Genomic DNA, 23,409 nt, shown 5'->3' on the forward strand with positions numbered 1-23,409 from the left:
TACTATTCCGTAAAGGAGATTAGATATGAACTTTGACTTAAGTATAGTACCTTTCAGTCGAAGAGAATCGTTCCTAGCGATCTCCATTTTGCCTGAAGCCAAAGATAGAATACAAGGCCTATATATGCGCACCGTGCGCGGTGGCGATGATAAATTCGGCGAAGCTTTCCATATCGATATGCTCGATGAAAGCGGCCAATCTGTATCTTTCCTGTCCAAAGCTTCCCCGGAGCGGATTCAGTTGACATCGGAACGCGGCTTAACGGCAGAAATTTGTATATCTGACAGCCGGACATTCCGTGTTCGCGCGAACGGCTGCGGAATTCGCTTTACCTTCCGTACGGCCGCTTATGATTATGCCTATCAAGCGTCACCTAGCAGCTGGGAAGTAAACAGCTTCACCCATGAATGCAGGTTCATGCTTACTGCGCTTGTTGGCGAGCTGCGGATGGAAGTCCCATGGGACAAAATCAAAAGCTCATATGTTATCGCAAGTTTCTTGCCGGACAATAAAACGGGTAAATTAGAATTTGCTATTGAAGAGTTTAGGACCATTTTGGAGCCGCGAATGGCTTGGGAACCTTTTGATGATGTCGTTAAGCAAGTGAAGGAAGAGTTTAATTTGTGGTTGGATAATAGCTTAACGCTGCCACAACGCTGGGAAGAAAGCCGAGTACTTGCCGCTTATATTACGTGGTCCTGCCTCGTTCCGGCAGAAGGCTGTCTCACTAGGCCAGCGATGTATATGTCAAAGAACTGGATGACGAACATTTGGAGCTGGGATCACTGCTTTAATGCGATGGCGCTTGTTCGCCATGATCCGAAGCTCGCATGGGATCAGTTTATGATTTTCTTTGACCGGCAGGATGAGAGCGGGCTTATCCCGGATTTCATCAACGATAAATATGAATTGTGGAATTGCAACAAACCGCCCATTCATGGATGGACACTTGCTTGGATGATGGCACGAACGGACTTTATCAAGGAGGCGCAGCTTCAAGAGGTTTATGGGCCTTTGTCCAAATGGACAAAATGGTGGTTCAACTACCGCGATGGCGATAGCGATGGCATTCCGCAATACAATCATGGTAACGACTCCGGCTGGGACAACAGTACGGCGTTTAACAATGGCATTCCGGTAGAGAGCCCAGATTTAGCAGCTTTTCTTATTCTTCAAGCAGAGCTTTTAGCTGAAATTGCTGAAATGTTCGGTCACGTGGAAGAAGCAGTCGAATGGAGACAGCTTGCTGAGGGAACAATGAAAAAAATGATCAGCCATTTTTGGAAAAAAGGTCAATTTACAGCCTGCCGATCAGGTACGCATGAGCTATCCGAAGGAGACAGCCTATTATTGTTCGTTCCAATTATATTGGGCAAACGTCTACCTGAGTATATCCGTACTGCACTGCTAGAAGGGCTGCGTGATGAGAACAGATTCTTAACTGCTAATGGCTGGGCGACGGAGAGTGTGAATAGTCCTTTCTATAGCGCTGACGGCTATTGGCGTGGTCCAATCTGGGCGCCCTCGACTATGATACTGGTTGAAGGTGCTGCCGCAGCAGGAGATCTTGAGCTTGCTGAAATGGTCTCACGCCGGTTTTGCGCCATGCTGGACCGAAGCGGAATGGCCGAAAATTTCGATGCGATGACGGGTCAAGGTTTACGTGATCGAGCGTTTACATGGACGTCGAGCGTGTTCCTCATTTTGGGGAATGAGTATACAACCGAATGAATCACTGCACTTCCAATAAGCCAATAATAGGCTGACGGGAGGTGCTTTTGACGTTTAGGGGAATAAGATCTCAATTGTGATTGGTGGGTTGTTGTCTATAGCATATTTGCTGGAATTGCTTCTCATTGTTCGGTAAAAGAGGTCCATGATACACTTCAAGTATTATGGAGTGGAGTAGGAAGGATGTAATTATGATGAATCATGTACTTAAGAAACTTAAACTTCCTCTTTTGTCTGGCTCTTACCGGAGCATACGAACCAAGCTGCTCTTCTGTTTTCTGATTGTGACCATTATTCCGCTGCTCTCGCTTGGAGCCTTGTCTTATTACCAATCCGCGAAGGTCATTAATTCTCAGTTTGGCAAATATGGAGATAATGCAGTTGCTCAATTGGAACAGCAGATGAGCTCTTATTTGAATCGAATGAATCAGACAACGGAAACTATTTATTCCTATTTGCTTGATCCTGCGCGCGTTGATCTAAGTGATCACGTGCCGACTACGTATAAAGATATCATGGATAAAAATGATTTCGAAGCACTTTTGAAAGCGCTTAAATCCGATCGAACGATTGGAATCTATATTATTACCAGTTCCGGCTATTATTATGGGGAAAATAATCTTGATGTATCCAAGCTCAGCCTTATTCCCGCATGGCAAGCTATGAACAATTCTTTTGGCGGCAAGTATTGGTTAGGATTTTACTCTCAGAACCATGCTATGGGCGAAACGATGGAGAACGGGATCTCATTGCTTGGCTTGGCAGTACCGGTAAATAGTCCATACGGAGCGCTGCGAGGCAGTAAAATATTAATCGAAGAAAATGCCGAGGATCTGCTTCATATGTTCAAGCTGTTCGAGAATGATACGAAGGCACATCTCAAAATTGATGATCCACAAGGAAGGATTATCTATGAGACGGCAACCGACTTCGAGCCCAAAGAGAGTGACATCTTATGGACTAAAACTATTGCTGTTAATGGGTGGAGCATTGAGGCACGATTGCCTGCTGCATCCTTTTATCGCACTTCCGACATTATACGGTCGAATACCGTCATCGTCGCTTTTGGCTCCTGTCTGCTGGCCTTTGGACTTGCATACTTGTTCTCTTCCCGGTTTACCGCGCGGATTCGCCGCCTTAAGGATGCAATGCAGAAGGTAAGCTTCGGAAAGCTGCATACGAGGACTCAGGTTGAATCCCATGACGAGCTAGGCATCCTGGATACAAGCTTTAATAATATGGTTAGCGGGATACAATCGTTAATTGGCGAAGTTGAACGGAGCGAGCGACTGAAGAAGGAGGCGGAGCTGAAGGCTTTCCATTATCAAATTAATCCCCATTTACTGTTTAACACGCTTAATTCGATTCAATGGAAAGCGAGACTGCAAGGAGCAGAAGATATCCGTCAGATGTTGTATCACCTTACGATGGTGCTTGAGGGTAATTTGGATATCTCACAGGAATTGATTTCTATGGAACGTGAGCTTCGGATGATTGATCATTTTTTGAAAATTCAAGAAGTTCGCTACGGTTCCACGTTCGAGTATGAGCTGGAATGCGATGAGCATTTGAAACGCTATCTGATTCCTCGAATGACGCTGCAGCCATTGTTCGAAAATATTTTTTTCCATGGCTTCGAGGATGGCAAGGGTGTGATCCATTTGACCGTAAAGGAAAAAGGCAATCATTTATTGCTTAGTTTATCTGATAACGGAGCTGGCATTTCACCAGATAAGCTAAAGCTTCTACTATTGCCCAATATGACGAATCGCAAGGGCCGAGGAGGACTTGGTGTGCAAAATGCCGATCAGAAATTTAAACTGCATTTTGGCTTGCAATATGGGTTAACCGTACAATCGATTCAGGGTGAAGGGACTACGATCATCATTGAATGGCCCAAAAAGGAGGAAAACCTGCATGAAAGCAACCAAGATGATTAAGGTGTTAATCGCAGATGACGAAAGTATTGTCCGCAAGGGACTTCGCTCAACCGTTCCTTGGGATAAATATGGAATGGAAGTGGTCGCTGACGCTTCAAACGGCCGCAAAGCCTGGGATGCTTTTCTTGAACATCAGCCTGAAGTTCTCATAACAGATATTGTCATGCCCGAGATGGATGGCATCGAATTATCACGGAAAGTAAAGGAGAAGGCTCCTAATACAAAAATAATTTTACTCAGCTGCCACCGGGATTTTGAATACGCGCAGCAGGGCATGAAGCTGGGCGCATCAGGTTATCTGCTCAAAACCGCCTTCGAGGACGAAGAGCTGGAAGGAATGCTGGCGAAGTTCCAGAGTGAACTGGGGGCGGCTTCGGAATCCGCGGTGCTTGAAGAAAATGGCATTGATCAAGGTGAACGCTTGAGTACCCTGTTGTACGCTTGGTTGAATGGACATAACAATAAATTTATTGGCGAGATGGAGAAACGTACTCGCGAGGAGTGGTCTTTCCATGGCGAGCCTGTCTATATCTATTTGGTCAAGACTTCAGGCTGCGAGTCATCCTGGCTTGATCTATTGAAGAAAGTGACATACGAGGATCAAAAAATTTGTGAAGGGACGATTATTCCTTATGGGGAGGAACGCTGCTACTGTATCGTCCCGCAATCTAAATTAAATGTCTTGGACATGCTGCTAGTGGAGCAAAAGAGCAAGAATACGAAGCTGCAGTGGGCCAAAAGAGGGCCGCTCATGCATGCGGATGAACGACTTCAAGCATGGTCAGCGCTTCATAAAGAAGCAGAACTGGAGAAAGCCCACAGCGTATCCGCAGTGGATTGGCCAGAGGCAATTTGGCGAGCAGTTAACTTGCTGCATGATAACCCAGCGGCAGATTGGTCAGTCAGCGACGTGGCCAAACAGGTCGGCCTCAGCCGCAGCCATTTCTCGATCCTGTTCAAAAAAGCAGTAGGGGACAGCTTTGTCGCCTATCAGTATAAACGCAAGCTGAAACTTTCCTATGTGTTATTGAAAGAAACGACGCTTACTATGCAGGACATAGCCGAGCGTACAGGGCTTGGCGATAGCAAATATTTCAGTAAATGGTTCAAGCGCTGCACGGGGCAAACGCCCAGCTGCTACCGTACCCAACAAAAAGGCAGTACGCTCCAAACAGATGTGCACCTTCCCAAGTAAATCGAACAAAACCACACCAACATTCGAATGTTTAACGGTTTTGTAGCGCTTTCATTTTTATTAAGATGAAAGCAGTTCAATTACGAAGTACTACACGGATAGGGGAGCTACCAGAATGAAGAACAAAATTTCTCTTATTATTGTTACGACGGTTATGACTGTGACCATGCTTACTGCATGTTCAGGCAATAACGAAAGTACAAATGGCACGACAGCGAAGCCTGATAATGAAAAAGGTTCTACAGCTTTGAAAACGCTTCGATTCGCTACATGGGATACTGGGGATGCGCTCAAGATTGAGCAGGATATCGCTAAGAAGTTCGAAGCCAATCATCCTGGCACGAAGGTTCAGGTAGAGGCTTACGCAGATGGATTTGACCAAAAGCTGGCTGCAGGCTTCGGGGCTACAAATCCTCCCGATGTCATGTACATGTGGGATTTTCCAACCTATCACCAGTCGCTTGAGCCGCTTAACAGCTATGCAGACAGTGATGCGGACCTGAAAAAGGATGACTTCTACAGCGGCCTATTTAATTACGCGACAATTGACAACAACCTTTATGGCATTCCTGCAGGTTTCACGACACGTGTTGTGTACTACAACAAGAAAATGTTTGATGATGCGAAGGTTCCTTATCCGAAGGATGGCTGGACATGGGATGAGTTTCAAGAAATTTCCAAGCAGCTGACGGACAAAACAAAGAAGCAATATGGCTTCGGAGTTCGGGCTGAGAATGACACTTATGATCTGCAAGGGTTTGTATGGAGCAATGGCAGCTCCTATATATCGGATGACGGTAAAACAATAGACGGTTACATGAACAGCAGCGAAACAGCAGGTGTGATTCAAATGTTTGGCGACATGTTAAAGGACGGCTCTGCCGTGCTTGCAGGTGGTAAAGGTCAACAAAGCGGCGAGGATATTTTTAAAGCTGGCAAAATCGCCATGTGGGAGAGCGGAATTTGGCCGCTCGAATCTTTCAAGCAAGCTGGCATTGATGTAGGCACCGTGGAGATGCCAGCATTTCCAGGCAAGCAGGTTAAAGGCGTTGTCGCAGAATCTGCGCTGTCCATTGCCAAGGATTCCAAGCAAAAGGATTTGGCTTGGGAATTTATCAAATATTATGTATCGAATGAAGCAATCAAGATGCGCGTAGCTGATTTGCCAGTAAGATTAAGCGTCGTGGAAGAGCTCAAAAAAGATCAAGATCCTCTGTACAAGCCGTACTACACGATGCTTGAACGTTCTGATAATACACCGGCTTTCCTGCTTAACGCAAAGTGGAATGAAGTGAATAGACAGCTTTCCGCGGCAGTAGAAGCAGTTATGCATGGCAGCAATGCGCAGGAAGCATTGAATCAGGCGGTAAAAGATAGCGAGCGTTACTTGAAATAACATTATAGCTGCAGAAAGAAGGTTAGGAGATGGCTCAGACCTACCCACAGACAGCAGGAAAACATTCAGCCAGCCTGAAACGCAGATGGGGTGGGGCTGTGCCCTACCTCTTCATTTTTCCATGGATCTTTGGATTCCTCGTTTTCACTTTGGGACCGTTGTTGTTTTCACTTATTATTTCTTTTTTTGATTGGCCGATCGTGGGCAAGGTGCAATTTATTGGATTTGGCAACTATGTAGAAATGTTTACAGATGATCCGTTGTTTTGGAAATCATTCGGCGTCACGATTAAGTTTGCAGCGCTATTTGTTCCGCTCAATATTGCAGTTGGGCTCGGACTTGCGATTCTTCTTAACCAGAAGACACGGGGCAGTGCGATTTTTCGAACAGCATTTTATTTGCCTTCTGTCATCTCAGGTGTAGCTTTAGCAATGATCTGGTCTTGGGTGTACAGCGGTGATTATGGCATATTGAATTATTTTCTGTCACTCGTCGGTGTACAAGGCCCGGACTGGCTGAATGAAACACAGTGGTCTCTTGTTGCTATGGTTGTCGCAAGCCTATGGGGACAAGGCGCAATGATGCTCGTCTTTCTCGCTGGGCTCAAGGGAATTCCAAAGGATCTTTATGAATCCGCATCAATTGATGGGGCAGGTATGATCAGGCAGTTCATCAGTGTAACGATTCCGCTGCTAACGCCGACGATTTTGTTCAACCTAATTACTTCAATTATAGCGGCGTTTCAACAGCTCACTCTCGCGTTATTGCTCACGGGCGGAGGCCCTATGAAATCTACGTACTTCTATGCGATGTACATGTATGAGAATGCGTTCAAGTTTTTCAAAATGGGCTACTCTGCTGCAAACGCATGGTTTATGTTTCTCATTGTGCTCACATTGACTTTTTTTGTATTCAAGTCGTCAGAGGCTTGGGTGTTCTATGAAGGCGAAATGAAACGTTTGCCGGAGAAGAAATCAAAGTCCAGTGGAAAGGGGAGATCCGTATGAGGCGGATCATCGTTTATTCGCTGCTGATTTTCTGCTCGCTGATGTTCGCAGCCCCGTTATTTTGGGCGTTAACGACCGCTCTTAAGTCGCAATCGGAGCTGTATCTTTTTCCGCCAAAATGGATTCCTTCGGTTTGGAAATTCAGCAACTTTGCGGAAGCATGGACGACGCAGCCTTTTAACTTATTTCTGAAAAATACGCTTATCGTAACTTCGTTGTCTACGATTGGCCAGTTAATATCCTGTACTCTAGTAGCTTACGGGTTCGCGAGATTTGATTTTAAGGGTCGCAATCTGCTTTTCCTAGTTGTACTAGCGACGATGATGGTTCCTTGGGAAGTGACAATGATTCCGCAGTATATGGAGTTCAACTATTTGGGATGGATTAATACGCTCAAACCGCTTATCGTACCTTCTTGGTTCGGTTCAGCTTACTTCATATTTTTGCTGAGGCAGTTTATTCTTACGATTCCGCGTGAGCTTGATGAGKCGGCAACTATAGATGGGGCGAGCAAAATTGGAATTCTTGTGCGGATTATAGTGCCGCTCATGGGACCATCGCTTATTTTAGTCGCTGTGTTTCAAATGATGAGCTGCTGGAATGATTATCTGGGGCCGCTTATTTTCCTTAATGATCAGTCGAAGTACACACTGACGCTTGGATTAGCGCAGTTCAAGGGCATGTTCGGCGACGATATGCAGTCGATTATGGCGATTACTTGCCTCATCTCGATTCCTCCGCTCGCTGTATTTTTTTTCGCACAGCGTTATATTGTCGGTGGAATAGCAGGTACGGGGATTAAGGGATAGGCAGCATGAATAGATAGAGTGATAGAGATAGGTTTAGGAGAGGAGCGGCATCGATGCGAAACGAGAAAATAGAACGCGATTGGGATAACCTTGCCATACTTGCACGTGGCCGTGCGAAAAGTCGATCATATTTCATCCCGTATTCCGATCGTGCTGGAGCTTTGAGCTATGACCGAGGGAGCTCCCCTTGGTTCCGCTCATTAAATGGCAGTTGGAAGTTTCATTATGCGAAGGGGCCTGAGTGGGCACCGGATGGATTTTATGAAGACCATTATGATACATCCAGCTGGGATGATATTCAGGTTCCAAGTCATTGGCAGCTGAAAGGTTATGGAAATCCGCATTATACAGACTTGTATTATCCATTCCCTGTTGATCCGCCTTATGTACCGAATGATAATCCAACAGGCAGCTATATACGAGAATTCGAGCTGCCTGCACATTGGAATGGAAGAAAGCTTGCCGTCAAGTTCGATGGCGTTGATAGTGCCTTTCATTTGTGGGTTAACGGGACATTCGTGGGATACAGCCAAGGAAGCCGATTGACATCAGAGTTTGATTTGACGCCTTATGCGAAACCGGGTATCAACCGTCTAGCTGTTCGTGTATACCAGTGGTCGGACGGAAGTTACTTGGAAGATCAGGATATGTGGTATATGAGCGGTATTTTTCGAGATGTATATTTGATTTCGGAGCCATCAGCGGTTCGTATTGTGGACTACCGAGTCGTTACCGATTTGGATAGTGAATATTACGATGGGATGTTATCGGTACAGGTGGAACTGAGTGGAGAGGATCTTCAAGGCGAAGTTCGGCTGGAGCTGCTTGGCCCTGAAGGTGCTTTTGTTTCCTCAGCAGTGAAGCAAATCTCATCTGCTGATGGTCAGACTTTCGTAGCAAGTTTCGCCATTCCAATTGTGAAGCCAGCCCTTTGGAGTGCGGAAGCTCCTGCTTTGTATCATCTGACAATAAGTATTGTGGATCAGAGTGCACAAATGATCGAGACCGTTGCTCAGCGGGTGGGCTTCAGGAAGATAGAAGTAAAGAACGGCCAATTTCTGGTGAATGGCAAAGCCATTTTGCTCAAAGGTGTAAATCGTCATGACCATCACCCTGATACGGGACGAACAGTCACCCTATCGACGATGATCCAAGATGTGAAAATGATGAAACAGCATAACATTAATGCGGTTAGAACGGCACATTATCCGAATGATCCGAGATTTTATGATATTTGTGATGAATACGGTTTGTATGTCATGGAAGAAACGGACTTAGAGACACATGGCTTCGAGCTTTTGGGCAATATTGCTAAGCTAAGCGATGACCCAGCATGGCAGGAAGCGTATGTGGAGCGGATGAGGCGTATGGTGGAGAGGGATAAGAATCATCCTTCCATTCTGTTCTGGTCGCTCGGCAACGAATCTGGCTTTGGCTGCAACTTCCGGGCAATGTCGGAATGGTGCAAACAAAACGATCCGACCCGTCTTATTCACTATGAAGAGGATCGTGAAGCGGAAGTGTGCGACATCGTGAGCACAATGTACTCCTCCGTAGAGAAGATGGAAGGTTTTGGACAGCTGGTTGATCATCCTAAGCCGCATATCCTATGTGAATTCGCTCATGCGATGGGGAATGGTCCCGGCGGTCTCAAACCCTATTTTGATACCTTTGATGCTTATCGAAGATTGCAGGGCGGCTTCGTATGGGAATGGATCGATCACGGCATTCGCAGGAAAACAGCCGATGGCAAAGTTGATTATGCTTATGGTGGAGACTATGGCGATGTTCCTAACAACAGCAATTTTGTTATTGATGGCCTTGTTCGTCCAGATCGAACGCCATCTCCCGGGCTCATTGAATATAAGAAGATTATCGAGCCTGTCAGAGCCTTGTATATAAATAATGATCGTGTACGAATTACGAATCGGTATGACTTCCTAACGCTGGATCATCTATATGCAGATTGGAATGTGACAGTAGAAGGACGGATTGTCCAAAGTGGTGTACTTTCGCTGCCTAGGATAGCACCCGGTGAAAGTGCAGAGCTTCGTATTCCTATGCGAAATGATTCGCAGTTGTCCTTATCCGTGGAGGGGGCGGAGCGCTGGCTGAATATCGGCTTCTCGCTTGCAGCATCTTGCATGTGGGGAGAGAGAGGGCACGAGATCGCATGGGCGCAGTTTGCCATTGAACCTGCGCGGAGCTGCTCAACAATCCGTGCTGACGGGGATTATGCCAATGAAGGATTGACTTTAGCAGCAGCCGCAAGTCTACCTATTCCTAGCTTATCGTGCAAGGAGGATGGACGACAGATTAGCATGGGGAACGATTATTTCAATTTGGTATTCGATTCACGGCAATCAGGGATCAGCTCACTCCGAATAAACGGACAAGAGTTAATAAATAAAGGGCCGCGTCTCAACTTCTGGCGAGCCCCGATTGATAACGATATGTATGTCCTGCCCGATTGGCGCAAGGCGCATCTCGATAAATTGACGGAACGAATCGATGATTGCCATTGGGAGCGATTAAATGAAGGGACGATTCGGATCAGCTGGTCCTCCCGAATTGCTCCGCCTGTCTATGATTGGGGCTTCCGCTGTGAAACGACTTACACTGTAACAGGCACAGGCTTAATCATGATTGATGTGCATGGCGTACCTGAAGGCAAGCCGCCTGCTATGCTTCCTAAGATTGGATTTCAATTGGAAATGCCGTCAGAAATGGATAATGTCAAATGGTATGGCCGTGGTCCGGGAGAAAATTATTCCGACAGCAAGGAAGCAGGAAGATTTGGTGTGTATACAAAGTCAGTTGATGAACTATTTACCCCATATATCTATCCACAAGAGAACGGGAATCGTATGGATGTTCGCTTTGTATCTATTACAGACGGCAGTGGAATTGGGCTGCTGGCGGCAGGTGTAGAGGCGCTTGAGTTCAGTGCTCGACGTTATACGGATGGCGACTTAGAAGCAGCGCAGCATGCAAGTGATCTTGTTCCGCGGGATTTTATTACACTTAATTTGGATTATCGCCAGAATGGTCTTGGCAGCAATAGCTGTGGACCTTCTCAATCACTGGAAAACAAAGTTGCGGCAGAGGAATTCCGTTTCAGACTGCTGCTGAAGCCTTATCTTTCTGAAGATACGGCTCCCGAGAGGCTCAGCCATCACATGAGACAGGAAGCGAATCTACTACAACAGGAGGAGAAATAATGATGCTTCATACACAAGACATGCTTAATCTATCGGGAAAAGTAGCCGTAATCACCGGAGGCGCCTCTGGAATTGGACTTGCGACAGCTGAACTTCTTGCCAGCTTCGGTGCAGCAGCTATCCTTATTGATATTAATGAAGCGATGGGCGAGCAGGCGGTTAAAGGAATAAGGGAAAAGGGAGGCCAAGCGAGCTTTCAGCGCTGTGATGTAACCTCTTCAGCAGATTGCCAGCGTGCAGCAGCAGAAATTGATTCTGCTCATGGCCGAGTAGATATCTTGTTCAACAATGCCGGCGTTATTCGCCGCAAGACTGTCGTGGAGCTGGAAGAACGCGACTGGGATCTCGTTTTGGATGTTTCCTTGAAGGGTGTCTATCTGCTCTCCAAATATATCATTCCTATCATGGAACGCAGCGGTGGAGGAAGTATCATTAATTCGGGTTCGGGCTGGGGTCTAAAAGGCGGAGATCGGGCTGCAGCTTATTGCGCAGCCAAGGCTGGTGTCGTGAATTTAACGAGGGCGATGGCTATCGATCACGGAATCGCCAATATTCGTGTGAACTGCGTCTCACCTGGCGATACGGATACACCGCTCCTGCGCGATGAAGCAAAGCAGCTGCAGCAGGACGAGGCAGCATTCCTTGTCGCCTCTGCCAGCGGTCGTCCGCTTGAAAGGCTTGGAACGCCGCGTGATATTGCGAATGCGGTTCTGTTCCTAGCAAGCGATATGTCTTCTTGGGTAACAGGAAGCGTGCTCGTTGTGGATGGCGGCGGTATTGCTTAAGAACGGCTACAGGATACAACTAATTCTGACAACGATGAATGGAGGCGTTTATTTTGCCTAAGAACAGAACGTATGCCCATCCTTATATACCGAATACGGTACCTGAAGTTCGCGAAGCGATGCTGAAGGAAATTGGACTCACCTCGATGGACCAGCTTCACGAAGGCATACCAGAGAGCTTAAAGCTGAATCATGAGATGAACCTTCCTCCAGCGATGACGGAATATGAGCTGCGCCGTCATATCGATGGCCTGCTTGCAAAAAATAAGCATGGTGCAGCTTATCTGAATTTTTTAGGAGCGGGCTGCTGGCAGCATTTTATTCCAGCTGTCTGTGATGAGATCAATCAGCGTTCCGAATTTGTAACGGCTTATGCAGGTGAACCCTATGAAGATCATGGACGCTTCCAAACGTTGTTTGAGTATCAAAGTTTGATGGCTGAGCTAGTTGATATGGATGTCGTAAACGTCCCTACTTTTGACTGGGCGCAAGCTGCGTCAACTTCGATTCGGATGGCAGGGCGCATGACAGGGCGCAAAGTTGCCTTGCTTCCAAGGTCGGTTGATCCTGACAAAGTGATGATCATCAACAATTATTGCACGCCTGTGATGGAGCTTCGATTCGTTGAAATCGACGAGGCAACGGGCAAAATGAGCTTAGATGATTTGCGCAGCAAGCTATCGAGCGATATCGCTGCGGTTTACTTCGAGAATCCTGGTTATCTAGGTATTATCGAAGATCAAGGGCATGAAATATCAGAGCTTGCGCATTCAGTAGATGCGATTTCGATCGTTGGTGTTGATCCCATCTCCCTTGGCGTTCTTCAGCCGCCTAGCCAGTACGGCGCTGATATCGTATGCGGAGATTTGCAGCCTCTTGGAATGCACATGAATTATGGCGGGGGGCAAGCCGGTTTTATTGCGACCCGTGATGAAGAGAAGTATGTCATGGAGTATCCATCAAGATTGTTCGGCATTGTGCCTACTGAGGTAGAAGGCGAGTATGGCTTTGGCGATGTGGCATATGAGCGAACTTCCTTTGCGCTGCGTGAGAAAGGGAAGGAATCTGTTGGCACCCAAACTGCATTATGGGGAATAACAGCTGGCGTCTACTTGTCCTTGCTTGGACCGACCGGCATGCAAGAGGTCGGAGAGACGATCATGCAGAAGTCGCAATATGCAGCGAAGAAGCTCTCTGCTATTCCAGGCGTTTCTCTTCGATTCGGAGAAGCAGCCTTCTTTAAAGAGTTTATTGTTGACTTTAATCATACTGGCTTAACGGTCGCTCAGATAAACGCTCAGCTCTTGGAAGCAGGAATTTTTGGAGGAAAAGATTTGTCGGCTGCCTTCCCGCAGTGGGGACAAACTGCACTGTACTGCGTGACGGAAATTCATTCGCAGCTTGATCTAGATCGCCTGGCAGACACGATTCAAACGATCGTTCGCAAATGAGGATTGACTTATACAGAGGAAGGACGAAAGCGCCATGAAACGAATTCGCAGGGACCATAAAGTCCGAAATTTCCATCAAGCCAAATGGGATGAGCCGATCATATTTGAACTTCATCGTCAGGGCGAGCGAGGTGTCATTCCGCCTGGAACTGAGGCTGGGATTGTTGCCGAGGTAGGAGATGGTACCCGGCGCATACCTGCATCCATGCGTCGCAGCAATGCGCCGGGGCTTCCCGAGATTGGTCAAGCAAAAGTGCTTCGCCATTATTTGCGCCTCTCGCAAGAGACACTGGGCTCCGATTTGAACGTTGAGATCGGTCAAGGTACTTGTACGATGAAATATATTCCGCGTATTAACGAAATGCTGATCCGCACACCGCATATGACGGAGCTCCATCCGTTGCAGGATGCAGGTTCTGTTCAAGGCATATTAGAAATTTTCTATAAAATGGATCTGGCCATGCGTGAAATTAGCGGAATGGATGCCTTCTCGTTTCAGCCAAGCAGCGGGACGCAGGCTTTGCTCGCGATGGCTTCCATCGTTCGTGCATACCATGATTCGCGGGGCGAAGGAGATCAGCGGGATGAAATCATTACAACGATTTTCTCCCATCCTTCTCAAGCTGCAACAGCTGCAGTTAAAGGCTACAAAATCATTACGCTTCATCCGGACGAAGACGGATTCCCTGATTTGGAGAAGCTGAGAAATGCGATATCGGAGAGGACCGCTGGATTTGTCGTAGCAAATCCGGAAGATACCGGTATTTTCAATCACCGTATTCGCGAGTTCACCGATTTGGTTCATGAAGCGGGCGGCATCTGCTTCTATGATCAAGCTAATGCTAATGGTTTGCTCGGTATTACCCGGGCGAAGGAAGCTGGCTTCGATATGTGTTTCTTCAACTTGCATAAAACCTTTGCTGCTCCTCATATGTGCGGCGGTCCAGCTACAGGTGCGCTAGGCGTGAGCGAAGCGCTTAAACCTTTTTTGCCGGGGCCGCTCGTTGTTTATGTTGATGGCCAGTATGTATTAGCGGATCAGTCAGAAAGCAGTATTGGCAAAGTGCGCAGCTTCCATGGTGTTGCTCAAACGGTGCTTCGTTCCTATGCTTGGATAATGAGTTTAGGTCCAGATGGACTAAAGGATGTTGCACAGACTGCAGTTCTTAACAATAACTATCTGTATCACAAAATACTTCAAATTCGCGGTGCAAGTGCACCCTACATTAAAGGTCGCCGCCTAGAGCAGGTTCGTTACAGCTGGAAGCAGCTTACCGAGGAAACGGGTGTCACAACCGAGGATATTACTCGTCGCATGTGCGATTTTGGCCTTCATTATTGGACTTCCCATCATCCGTATATCGTGAAGCAGCCATTCACCTTAGAGCCAACAGAGTCCTATTCCAAAGAAGATTTGGACGAATATATTCATGCGCTGGAGCATATCTCGAACGAAGCTTATACGCAGCCGGAAATTGTGAAATCAGCTCCGCATAACAGCACCGTACACCGAAATGATGAATCATCCCTCGATGATCCAAAGCAATGGTGCATTACGTGGCGGGCTTATTTAAAAAAGACGCAACCCGAATAAATATTGCTAATTAATGATAACTATTATTTTGCAAAAAAATCCGATGTCTTTCAAAAAGACGTCGGATTTCTTTTTTTATAATGCGTATTGTGAAGAAGGAAGATGCGTTAGATGTTCAATAGCGTTCCATACATTATTTTGCCAAGCTGCCAGCTAATTGTTTTTCTTTCCACATCATCGTAATGACAAGGCCAATCAACATGATGACAGCAGCAAAGAGATACGGATAGTTGATGTTTACATCAAATAATATTCCGCCAAGCGCAGGTCCGACGATATTGCCTAGGCTAGTATAGGTGGAGTTCATTCCAGCAATAAAGCCTTGTTCTTTCTCGGCTGTTTTGGATAAATAGGTCGTTAATGCTGGCCGCAGCAGGTCAAATGCGAGAAAGATAAAGGACGTGACTAGCAACACAGCTAAAAATCCGGAGATCATGGTGGATACTACTGCAAAAAACACGCCAGCAATCAAGCATATTTGGATAAGTTTTTTCTCACCGAGTTTATCTACCATTTTACCAAACATAAAGACCTGAACGACAACACCGAAGATTGCACTAATTGTAATAACGGCTGCAATATCTTGAGGAGTGAAACCAAATTTATGATCAGAAAAAAGACTGAATACTGTTTCATACGCTGATAAACCAAAGGCCAGTACAAACACAATGATAAAGGCGATAATGTATTGTGGTTGAAGCGATCGTTTCAAATCAGATACAAAGTTGGTCCCTTTTTTGAGTTGACTAATTTCCAGAAGCTCCTGTTTGGATAGCGGTTCTTTTAAAATAAATAGGGATGAAATACAGGTAATTAATGCGAAGCCAGCTGCAAAGTAGAATGGGGCACGCACGCCCAGCTCAGCAATAAAACCTCCGATGCCAGGACCAATAATAAAACCGATACTAATCGCGGCAGAAATATAACCCATCGCTTTGGGCCTTTCCTCCACAGAGGTAATATCAGCAACAAAAGCGGTTACGGCGGGCATAATAAATGCACCACTAATACCTCCTAAAATTCTGGAAAAGTAAAGAACGGATACATGTGTGCCAAGTCCAAAGATTACCTCTGATATGCTGAAGAGGAATAAGCCGATAACGATCATTTTCTTCCTGCCGTAAGTGTCAATCCACCGTCCTGCAAGGGGAGACATAAGTAATTGCGCAAACGCGAAGGCCGCCATAAGATAACCCATAGATTGGCCTGATAAATGCATAATATTCATAAAGGATGGCATAACCGGAACGATTAATCCCACGCCTAGAAAAACGATGAATATATTACTAAGTAGGATAAATAGGACGGTTTTTTGTTCTTTCAATGGTTTCTTCATGAAATAATACCTCTCTCTGTAAAATCATAGCTGTGAAATGCCTCTCCAAAATACAGTCCATGAGGCATTTAATTTATCCTGTAGACGTTTTTCATTATTCCCATAAGCAAGCTCTAACATCATGGAATCAACTACACCTAAGAAAGCAAGCGTAGGGATGGAGGCTATATCTTCCCTAATGGCTTTCGCCGCGATCCAATCATGAAATTTGCCTTCGAGTACAGTTTGAATCTTATTTTCCGAATCGAATACTTCCTCATTAATGGCTGGCGCCAAATGGAGAGGCGGAAAAAAAGACATACGCAGCCAAAACTTTAACTGCTCGCTCTGTTGAAACAAATCAATGACTAATTGCAGGTATCCAAATAAATCCTCTTTAGGATTTTGGGTACCCACTTTACTCAAATAGTTTAGCTTCGATGAGACTTCTGCTTCTTTAGCATCTTGTAATACTTGTAGGAACAGATCATCTTTTCCTTTGAAATGAGCATAGAGAGACTGTTTTTTCATTCCGACATTGTCGGCAATTTGAGACAGAGAGGCACCCTCATACCCATGAATTGTGAAAAATTTCAAAGCAATGTCTTTAATTTCTTGGCTTTTCAATAAGATCACCTCACATTAACGAACGTTCGTCAGTTATATTATCAAAAATTTTTTTCTTATGCAAATGAAAATTGCTTTGGCAGGTTAAAAAAACTGGTTTTGAATATAATAAGCTCATCTTCTTCTAAAGGATTGACAATCCGCTTCGTAGTAACTACAATGGTTACAACGGTGGTGATGCTAAGTGAAACAAATTAGTAGCAGATTTTCCATTGCTGTCCACATCCTTTCTCTAATTGCCGTCAGCTCCAATGATTGTACAGGCGATTATATTGCAGGCAGCGTGAATACGAATCCTGTCATTATCCGCAGAATTATGGGGATGCTCAAGAAGGCAGGCTTGGTAGATATTCGACCAGGAGTCGGAGGCGCTTCCTTGCTGAGAGATCGGGATGAGATCACACTTTTGGACGTTTACCGTGCCGTGGAAGTCATTGAGGATGGTCAATTGTTTAATTTTCATGATAATCCGAACCCAAAGTGTCCGGTTGGCCGAAATATTGAAGCAGCTCTTCGCTTGGAAATGAAGGAAGCTCAATCTGCAATGGAACAAAGGCTAGCTCAAGTAAACTTAAGCCAGCTCGCAGCTCATTTTGTGTAACAAAAAAGCTCATTGAGCTTTTTTTATACCCAAGTTGTAACCAATATGGTTATAACGAAGGGGCAATCATAATACATTAAACTAAATGGAGGAATTACGATGAAAATTTTGGTGACAGGTGTAACAGGGAAATTGGGATCATTTGTAGTTGAGACTTTATTGGAGACTATACCGGCAGATAACTTGGCTGTTAGCGTTCGCAATCCGGAGAAAGCTGAACACCTTCGTGCGCGGGGCGTGGATGTGCGTCATGGGGATTTTGACCAGCCACAAACGCTAGACAAAGCGTTCGCGGGTATCGACCGTTTATTGATCGTGTCCACTGACGGCGATAACGAAACGAGAATTCGTCAGCATGCCGATGCAGTAGCAGCCGCTCAGCGCGCTAATGTTGGTTTCATTGCGTATACCAGTGTAGGAAATGCAAGCGAGAGCTCACTTTTTCTTGCGCCAGTACATCGTGCTACGGAAGAAGCTATTAAGAACACTGGAATTCCTTATTCCTTCCTGCGCAATAACTGGTATTTGGAGAACGAGATCAGCAGCATTCAAGCGGTCCTTGGAGGTGCGCCTTGGCTGACATCAGCGGGTTCAGGCAAAGTAGGCTGGGCAACGCGTCGCGATTATGCAGTGGCAGCTGCGGCGGTGCTTGCTGGCGAAGGCCACGAGAATACCGTTTATGAGTTGTCCGGCAAGCTTACGACGCAAGAAGAGCTGGTTTCCATTCTTGCCGCTGTCTTGGGACGGGAAATTCCTGTTCAACAAGTGGATGACACTACTTATGCCAGCATCATGAGCAGTGCAGGCGTACCTGAACCGGTTGTTCCTATTCTGGTTCAGATTCAAAGTGCGATTCGCGATGGAGCATTGGAAGTGGAAAGCAATGATTTTCAGAAGCTGCTTGGTCGTCCAGTCACGCCGCTCGAAGAGGCTCTCCGTCAAATCGTAAACGAAATTCAGTCATAATTAAGCGCGTAAATCAATTCTAGAGGTTGTCCCAGAAAGTCTTAAGTGACCGATGGGACGGCCTCTTTTTTATTATTGCTAGTTTGAATAACAAGTTAATGACAACTATTGCTCCTTACTCCGTTTTCTATGATGCTTAATCACTGTGAGCACTAAAATCAGAAGAACGGGTAAGGTATAGGCAAGATTATTGAGCAGCGGCCATGTCACATTGACGAACTCCTCCAATTGAGATTCCTTCGTATAGGTGGTTAACGACAGCATGAGGCAAATGAATGCTACGGGAAATACGACCAAGCGTTCATTTTTCAAGCCTAGAAGTTCTTTCAACATTTTGATCAGGATGAGCAGGAGAATAGAAGCTTTGAAATAAAAGCCGATGATGAGCGAGAATCCGATGATGGATTCAATTCGCTCGATTACCTCCTGAAACGATATTAGCCGGGCTAGTTGGTACAAAGAGTATTTCAAGTCACCGGACAGTGGTCCCAATACCATAATGCTGCTTATGACCGAGGCAATTAGCGTCAAGGAATTGATAACAAGCGCAAAGTACATATGTTTGCGCAGCTGAGCGTTCTCATCCTTGCGTACAAACGATAAGATGACCGAAAATACGACCATCTCGGAGTAGGGAAACCCATAAACCACATAGGAGGCGTTCAGGATTGGTCCAATTCCATCTGGCATCACAGGGAGCAGATATTGCGGGTTGTACAGGTTTGACACCAGAATCCAGATAAGAACAATACAGCCGAACATCAGAAACATTAATACAGCAGCCATCCGAGCAAGGACCTCAATTCCTGCCATCGCTGTTACTCCGATCATAATGAAAAACAATGTGCTTACAGCATAGGTAGGGGTTTCTTTCATCATCGTATTCTTGAAGAAGATTCCGATTTCAATGACAACGCCCGAAATATTCCAAAGCAATACGCAGCTGAAAGGGATCAATATCAAAAAGGTGAGTCCTTTTCCCAGCACGGAGCGGCTTTGCTCAACCAACGAAAGCTCTGGGGCTAGCCGGTTTAAATAAAGGATAGCAGCCAGCAAAAGCATGCCTATTGCCGAGGCGATGAGAAGAGAAATCCATGCTCCATTGCCTGCAATGTTCGTTAAGGGCGCAGGGACAATGACGATGGAGGAGCCTGTCATGAAAAAAAGGAACAGCATGGACATCTGAATCGAACTGATACGTTCTTTTTGTTTCATGGGGTCTCCTCCAAATTTTATAAAACTTACGTATGCAAGGGATTGAGCCAACGAATGATTAGTTTAGCCGGTTCGGTAAATAAATTGAAAATCATATCGAGGTTAGGCCATGGCTTGGCTATTAAAAAGATAACAGCAAGATAGAGGAGCGGCGCCAACATCGCTATGTACACAAACCGATCTCGTTTGCTTGCGGCTTTCACTTTCGGGATGTCATGGATCAGCATAGCGGATGCTAACAGCAGGACGCAGATGAATTTTCCTAACACAGCTAGTGCTCCTTTTTCCCAAATATCGTACCAGCGTTCATGCCCGTACTTAACACATGAACTTGAACGTGGGTTTGAAATTGCATTTGAGCAAGCTTATCCTCCCAAATGGGTTCCAGCTGCTTCCATAGTTTCGGGTTGTTCCGATAAATTTGATTGCCGATTCCGAGCACATCAACTTTTTTTGCCTTAAAGGTACGGATTGCATGTTGAATCTGTTGTTCGATCTGCTCCTTAATCGTTTGTTCAAAACGCTCCATATCTTGCTTGGTCTTAAGGTCTGAGCATCTCAGTTCTCCGGTTGTACCTTCAATCGTCATATGGATGTCGACGGTTACATTCTCATCTGTCACTTTCGAAACCAATTGACTGTTGAAGTTGATTATTTCAAGCGATTCTTTGTTGTAGATCTGCATCTTTTTTTCATGATTCATGCAAGGGAATTCAAATACCCCATACTTATATTTATCTGTCAGCATCATCAGCGTTTCGGTATCTTTCTCCGTAAGTACCCCTACCATTTTCCCGTCTTGAATCAATGCGACCCCGGAAATTGACGCTTTATAATCCAAGCTATTTTTATGCAGGTAAGGCATAGCAGAGGTTTTGGAGGGACTGCTTAGCTGAATAGCGAGATCATATAGCGGAAGGTTAGACGTTTTCGCGGAATAGAGAGCTCCGGTCGTCTCCATCTTTCTATACTGTTGACCAATGGTCTGCTCGATAAACGGTTTAATATCGAGAAATGCTGCCGCCGATTTCTCAGCTATGATGGGAAGAATCGTGCCCCGTGGCTCATGGTCTCTTGAGAAAAAATCAAGCACTTCACGGATGTTCAACGTTCTGGCTAAATTCTCTTCGATGATAATGACTCGCATATGATCCCATTTGGCTTTACGTCCGAATTTTGCAGGGATCTCTCGCATCGCTTCAAAAAAGGTTTCTCCTGTTGTTCGAATATTAATTCCTTTCGCTGCTGTACTCGTTGCTGGATCAGTTTGCATTTTGCTGGAAGGGTTATAAAAGTGAGTCGTAATATCGACAAAATCACCCTCGCCTCGATCAATCGATATCGCTTGCACATAGCCATACTCGTCCAGTTCATTATTATCCCAGCATCCAGTAATCAAGCAAAGAACAAGAAATGAAGCGAGAGAGGAGAGGAATGGCTTCACTATGATTTCTTCCTTCCTGCAGATTTTTTATGTAGATGTCGACTCCTAGGCGAATGAACCAACAATCGTCTTGGCAGCACGAAAATCGCATCTCGCAGCCTTTTCAAATCCAGTGGAGCAAACGAATCTAGATAGGGCTCACCTAAGGATCGTAGAGTCGCTAGATGAATGTAAATGAGAATTAAGCCTACCATGATGCCCAGCCCTCCAAACGTCGCTGCGAGAAACATTAATGGAAAGCGCAAAATCCGCAGTGCGATGGCCATGTTGTATTGAGGGAGCGCAAAGGAAGCGATGCCCGTCAAGGCCACGACAATGACCATGACCGGAGATGCAATCTGTGATTGAATAGCTGCTTGACCGATAACAAGCGCCCCAACTATGCTGACGGCCGAACCGATCGGCCGAGGCAGACGAATGCCGGCCTCCCGCAGCAGCTCAAAGAAAAACTCCATAATCAACGCCTCAATCATAGCCGGGAAGGGGATACCTTCCCGTGTATCTAAAATGGCTAGCAGGAGAACCGTCGGTATGAGTTCGGAGTGGAAGGTTGATAACGCGATATAAGTGCTGGGCAGCATGAGCGCTATGAGGAACGCAGCCAGTCGAATCAATCGAATTAACGAAGAAAAAATCGCCCTATAGTAATAATCCTCGCTGTTTGTAAAAAACTCAATGAATTTTCCTGGACAGATAAGAACCGAAGGGCTTCCGTCCACTAACGCAATGATTTTTCCATCCAGCAAAGAGGTAACCGTCGTATCCGGGCGCTCCGTATACCGAACTTGCGGAAAAGGGGAGTAGTTGGAATCATTAACCCACTCTTCCAGATAGGAAATATCAATCATTTCTTCTTGATCTATACCCTCAATCTTCTGCTTAAACGCTTCTAATGTCTCCGGCTTTACGACGCCTTCCAAATAGCCGTAGGACACTTTTCTATGAACCTTCTCCCCGGATATAAAATACTCAAATTTAAGTTCGGGCGATTTCAGCAAGCTTCGAATGACACCGATATTGCGATCCAAGCTTTCAATGAAGCTGACATGCGGGCCTTGAACGGTAGGCTCCGTAATGGGCTCTGAGGTTTGACGCTGCTCGACATCAAGGGCAAAATAGGCGATAGCTTTAGGCCATCCGTCAAAAAAAATGACGACTTTGCCGTCCAGAATGCCTCTGACGGCTTGTTCCATTTCGCTCATAAGCTCAACGTTAGGGGAAGCGATGCCATGATTCTCAAAATAATGGATAACATCTTTTATCGTTACCGTCTCGGCAGGACCAAGCTCATGCGGCACTAGATTTTGCAGTGTATCCTTTGCAAAATTCGTAACGGTCGTTTTCGTTAGCGTATCGAAGTAGACGGTAAAGGCTGATTGCTCCAAGCCCTGTCCATAACTCCAACGATGTATTATCAAGTCTTTGCAGTTGGCAAAAAAACCTTCGATCGCGTTCAAGTTTTCTTCCAGATGGGGAGAAATGTTCGGGTAAGAAGGCTTGTCGGATGTAGTGTGATTAGGTGAAAAATTGGGCGATTTCCGCATGCGTGTCTCCTATCCGAAGTGAAGTGTCGAATGATTACATCTTTTCCCTGTTGAGGAAAAGATATTCGGTTGCCATTGGATTGGGAGGAGGGGAGGAGCCAATGTCTATTCTGTTTACCTGTTATATTTTATTGCATGTATGAGATTGACGACTATAATTGGTTTAAAGAAGAGGGGATTGCAGCGAACTTATGGCTAGGATTCATCTTAATGATGCGGCGCAAATGAATCCTGATTCTCCGATATTACCTTTTTTGGCGCCGGATTTAACCGCAAATGTGTATTGCCAACGTCTTTACTTGGCTTTACCGATCGCGAGGGTCAATTAAAGGTGATCATCGGAATGAGTGTACGTGAGATTCAGGGTGCAATGATTTATAATAATCAAGAGATTCCTTTTCATGTGAAAGGCAATGAGTATTTGACCTATGAGAACAGCAAGTTTAGCGTGGAGCGTGCAATTGGCGTCGTAAATCCAACTTACCGTTAATTGCGGGGTTGAAAAGTGATTGTTGAGGTTCGTTGTGCAACAAAGAACAAGCCTTGAACCCGAGTGGGCTCAAGGCT

Annotated in this window: 19 protein-coding genes; 13 read left to right on the forward strand and 6 right to left on the reverse strand. The window is 45.7% G+C overall.

Annotated elements, in window-relative coordinates; translation table 11 throughout:
* Positions 1-25: 25 nt before the first annotated feature.
* From AB4Z45_RS11265 to gcvPB, 10 genes are all read left to right on the forward strand, one after another.
* Positions 26-1,732 (forward strand): amylo-alpha-1,6-glucosidase, encoded by a 1,707-nt coding sequence (locus AB4Z45_RS11265; protein ID WP_441909309.1) that lies wholly within the window; start codon positions 26-28, stop codon positions 1,730-1,732.
* A gap of 191 nt (positions 1,733-1,923) precedes the next feature.
* Entirely contained in the window at positions 1,924-3,672 is a 1,749-nt protein-coding gene (locus AB4Z45_RS11270) for a sensor histidine kinase (protein WP_441909311.1), read from the forward strand.
* Entirely contained in the window at positions 3,650-4,867 is a 1,218-nt protein-coding gene (locus AB4Z45_RS11275; protein WP_441909313.1) for a response regulator transcription factor, read from the forward strand. Before AB4Z45_RS11270 ends, AB4Z45_RS11275 begins: the two co-directional genes overlap by 23 nt.
* A 115-nt stretch (positions 4,868-4,982) precedes the next feature.
* The gene (locus tag AB4Z45_RS11280) at positions 4,983-6,263 is read left to right on the forward strand and encodes an ABC transporter substrate-binding protein (RefSeq protein WP_441909315.1); all 1,281 of its coding nucleotides are present in this window, start codon (positions 4,983-4,985) and stop codon (positions 6,261-6,263) included.
* Positions 6,264-6,292: 29 nt separating this feature from the next.
* Positions 6,293-7,270 (forward strand): carbohydrate ABC transporter permease, encoded by a 978-nt coding sequence (locus AB4Z45_RS11285; RefSeq protein WP_441909316.1) that lies wholly within the window; start codon positions 6,293-6,295, stop codon positions 7,268-7,270.
* On the forward strand, positions 7,267-8,079 hold the full coding sequence (locus tag AB4Z45_RS11290; RefSeq protein WP_441909317.1) for a carbohydrate ABC transporter permease: 813 nt from the start codon (positions 7,267-7,269) through the stop codon (positions 8,077-8,079). Before AB4Z45_RS11285 ends, AB4Z45_RS11290 begins: the two co-directional genes overlap by 4 nt.
* Positions 8,080-8,132: 53 nt before the next feature.
* A complete protein-coding gene (locus AB4Z45_RS11295) occupies positions 8,133-11,300 on the forward strand; it encodes a glycoside hydrolase family 2 TIM barrel-domain containing protein (protein ID WP_441909318.1) in 3,168 nt (1,055 codons plus the stop codon).
* A 2-nt stretch (positions 11,301-11,302) separates the two neighbouring features.
* Positions 11,303-12,085 (forward strand): SDR family NAD(P)-dependent oxidoreductase, encoded by a 783-nt coding sequence (locus AB4Z45_RS11300; protein ID WP_076270534.1) that lies wholly within the window; start codon positions 11,303-11,305, stop codon positions 12,083-12,085.
* Positions 12,086-12,123: 38 nt separating this feature from the next.
* Positions 12,124-13,536 carry an aminomethyl-transferring glycine dehydrogenase subunit GcvPA gene (gene gcvPA, locus AB4Z45_RS11305; RefSeq protein ID WP_441909319.1) on the forward strand — a complete coding sequence of 471 codons (1,413 nt, stop codon included), beginning with the start codon at positions 12,124-12,126 and terminating at the stop codon, positions 13,534-13,536.
* A gap of 34 nt (positions 13,537-13,570) precedes the next feature.
* Positions 13,571-15,130, forward strand: a complete 1,560-nt coding sequence (gcvPB, locus tag AB4Z45_RS11310) for an aminomethyl-transferring glycine dehydrogenase subunit GcvPB (RefSeq protein ID WP_441909321.1) — start codon at positions 13,571-13,573, stop codon at positions 15,128-15,130.
* A 133-nt stretch (positions 15,131-15,263) separates the two neighbouring features.
* Here gcvPB and AB4Z45_RS11315 read toward each other — a convergent pair whose 3' ends face one another.
* Both AB4Z45_RS11315 and AB4Z45_RS11320 read right to left on the reverse strand, forming a co-directional pair.
* Positions 15,264-16,466: an MFS transporter gene (locus tag AB4Z45_RS11315; RefSeq protein ID WP_441909322.1), complete on the reverse strand. Its 1,203-nt coding sequence runs from the start codon at positions 16,464-16,466 to the stop codon at positions 15,264-15,266.
* A 24-nt stretch (positions 16,467-16,490) separates the two neighbouring features.
* Positions 16,491-17,072: a TetR/AcrR family transcriptional regulator gene (locus AB4Z45_RS11320; RefSeq protein ID WP_076270492.1), complete on the reverse strand. Its 582-nt coding sequence runs from the start codon at positions 17,070-17,072 to the stop codon at positions 16,491-16,493.
* A 184-nt stretch (positions 17,073-17,256) separates the two neighbouring features.
* Between AB4Z45_RS11320 and AB4Z45_RS11325 the strand changes: the two genes are divergently transcribed.
* Together AB4Z45_RS11325 and AB4Z45_RS11330 are read left to right on the forward strand one after the other, a co-directional pair.
* Positions 17,257-17,673, forward strand: a complete 417-nt coding sequence (locus AB4Z45_RS11325) for an Rrf2 family transcriptional regulator (protein WP_339203942.1) — start codon at positions 17,257-17,259, stop codon at positions 17,671-17,673.
* Between the two features lie 99 nt (positions 17,674-17,772).
* Entirely contained in the window at positions 17,773-18,639 is an 867-nt protein-coding gene (locus AB4Z45_RS11330; RefSeq protein WP_441909324.1) for an SDR family oxidoreductase, read from the forward strand.
* A 105-nt stretch (positions 18,640-18,744) separates the two neighbouring features.
* Here AB4Z45_RS11330 and AB4Z45_RS11335 read toward each other — a convergent pair whose 3' ends face one another.
* Genes AB4Z45_RS11335 through AB4Z45_RS11350 form a run of 4 tightly spaced genes read right to left on the reverse strand, consistent with a single transcriptional unit; the run spans position 18,745 to position 22,842 of the window.
* Positions 18,745-19,854, reverse strand: coding sequence for a GerAB/ArcD/ProY family transporter (locus tag AB4Z45_RS11335; protein WP_441909326.1), 1,110 nt, complete (start codon positions 19,852-19,854; stop codon positions 18,745-18,747).
* A gap of 26 nt (positions 19,855-19,880) precedes the next feature.
* A complete protein-coding gene (locus AB4Z45_RS11340; protein ID WP_441909327.1) occupies positions 19,881-20,123 on the reverse strand; it encodes a hypothetical protein in 243 nt (80 codons plus the stop codon).
* A 2-nt stretch (positions 20,124-20,125) separates the two neighbouring features.
* Positions 20,126-21,298 carry a Ger(x)C family spore germination protein gene (locus AB4Z45_RS11345; protein WP_441909329.1) on the reverse strand — a complete coding sequence of 391 codons (1,173 nt, stop codon included), beginning with the start codon at positions 21,296-21,298 and terminating at the stop codon, positions 20,126-20,128.
* Positions 21,298-22,842 carry a spore germination protein gene (locus AB4Z45_RS11350; protein WP_441909330.1) on the reverse strand — a complete coding sequence of 515 codons (1,545 nt, stop codon included), beginning with the start codon at positions 22,840-22,842 and terminating at the stop codon, positions 21,298-21,300. Before AB4Z45_RS11350 ends, AB4Z45_RS11345 begins: the two co-directional genes overlap by 1 nt.
* A 343-nt stretch (positions 22,843-23,185) precedes the next feature.
* On the opposite strand from AB4Z45_RS11350, the gene AB4Z45_RS11355 reads away from it, so the two are divergent.
* Entirely contained in the window at positions 23,186-23,332 is a 147-nt protein-coding gene (locus tag AB4Z45_RS11355; protein ID WP_441909332.1) for a hypothetical protein, read from the forward strand.
* Positions 23,333-23,409: the final 77 nt, after the last annotated feature.

It is taken from the genome of Paenibacillus sp. MCAF9 (genome assembly GCF_052114265.1).
Classification (GTDB): Bacteria; Bacillota; Bacilli; order Paenibacillales; family Paenibacillaceae; genus Pristimantibacillus.

Excerpts from the sequence above, each read along its gene's own strand:
- gcvPA (WP_441909319.1), top strand. The coding sequence starts at position 12,124 with ATGGAGGCGTTTATTTTGCCTAAGAACAGAACGTATGCCCATCCTTAT.
- AB4Z45_RS11350 (WP_441909330.1), bottom strand. The coding sequence starts at position 22,842 with ATGCGGAAATCGCCCAATTTTTCACCTAATCACACTACATCCGACAAG.
- AB4Z45_RS11275 (WP_441909313.1), top strand. The coding sequence starts at position 3,650 with ATGAAAGCAACCAAGATGATTAAGGTGTTAATCGCAGATGACGAAAGT.
- AB4Z45_RS11335 (WP_441909326.1), bottom strand. The coding sequence starts at position 19,854 with ATGAAACAAAAAGAACGTATCAGTTCGATTCAGATGTCCATGCTGTTC.
- AB4Z45_RS11300 (WP_076270534.1), top strand. The coding sequence starts at position 11,303 with ATGCTTCATACACAAGACATGCTTAATCTATCGGGAAAAGTAGCCGTA.
- AB4Z45_RS11355 (WP_441909332.1), top strand. The coding sequence starts at position 23,186 with ATGAGTGTACGTGAGATTCAGGGTGCAATGATTTATAATAATCAAGAG.
- gcvPB (WP_441909321.1), top strand. The coding sequence starts at position 13,571 with ATGAAACGAATTCGCAGGGACCATAAAGTCCGAAATTTCCATCAAGCC.
- AB4Z45_RS11295 (WP_441909318.1), top strand. The coding sequence starts at position 8,133 with ATGCGAAACGAGAAAATAGAACGCGATTGGGATAACCTTGCCATACTT.
- AB4Z45_RS11330 (WP_441909324.1), top strand. The coding sequence starts at position 17,773 with ATGAAAATTTTGGTGACAGGTGTAACAGGGAAATTGGGATCATTTGTA.
- AB4Z45_RS11280 (WP_441909315.1), top strand. The coding sequence starts at position 4,983 with ATGAAGAACAAAATTTCTCTTATTATTGTTACGACGGTTATGACTGTG.
- AB4Z45_RS11285 (WP_441909316.1), top strand. The coding sequence starts at position 6,293 with ATGGCTCAGACCTACCCACAGACAGCAGGAAAACATTCAGCCAGCCTG.
- AB4Z45_RS11270 (WP_441909311.1), top strand. The coding sequence starts at position 1,924 with ATGATGAATCATGTACTTAAGAAACTTAAACTTCCTCTTTTGTCTGGC.
- AB4Z45_RS11315 (WP_441909322.1), bottom strand. The coding sequence starts at position 16,466 with ATGAAGAAACCATTGAAAGAACAAAAAACCGTCCTATTTATCCTACTT.
- AB4Z45_RS11265 (WP_441909309.1), top strand. The coding sequence starts at position 26 with ATGAACTTTGACTTAAGTATAGTACCTTTCAGTCGAAGAGAATCGTTC.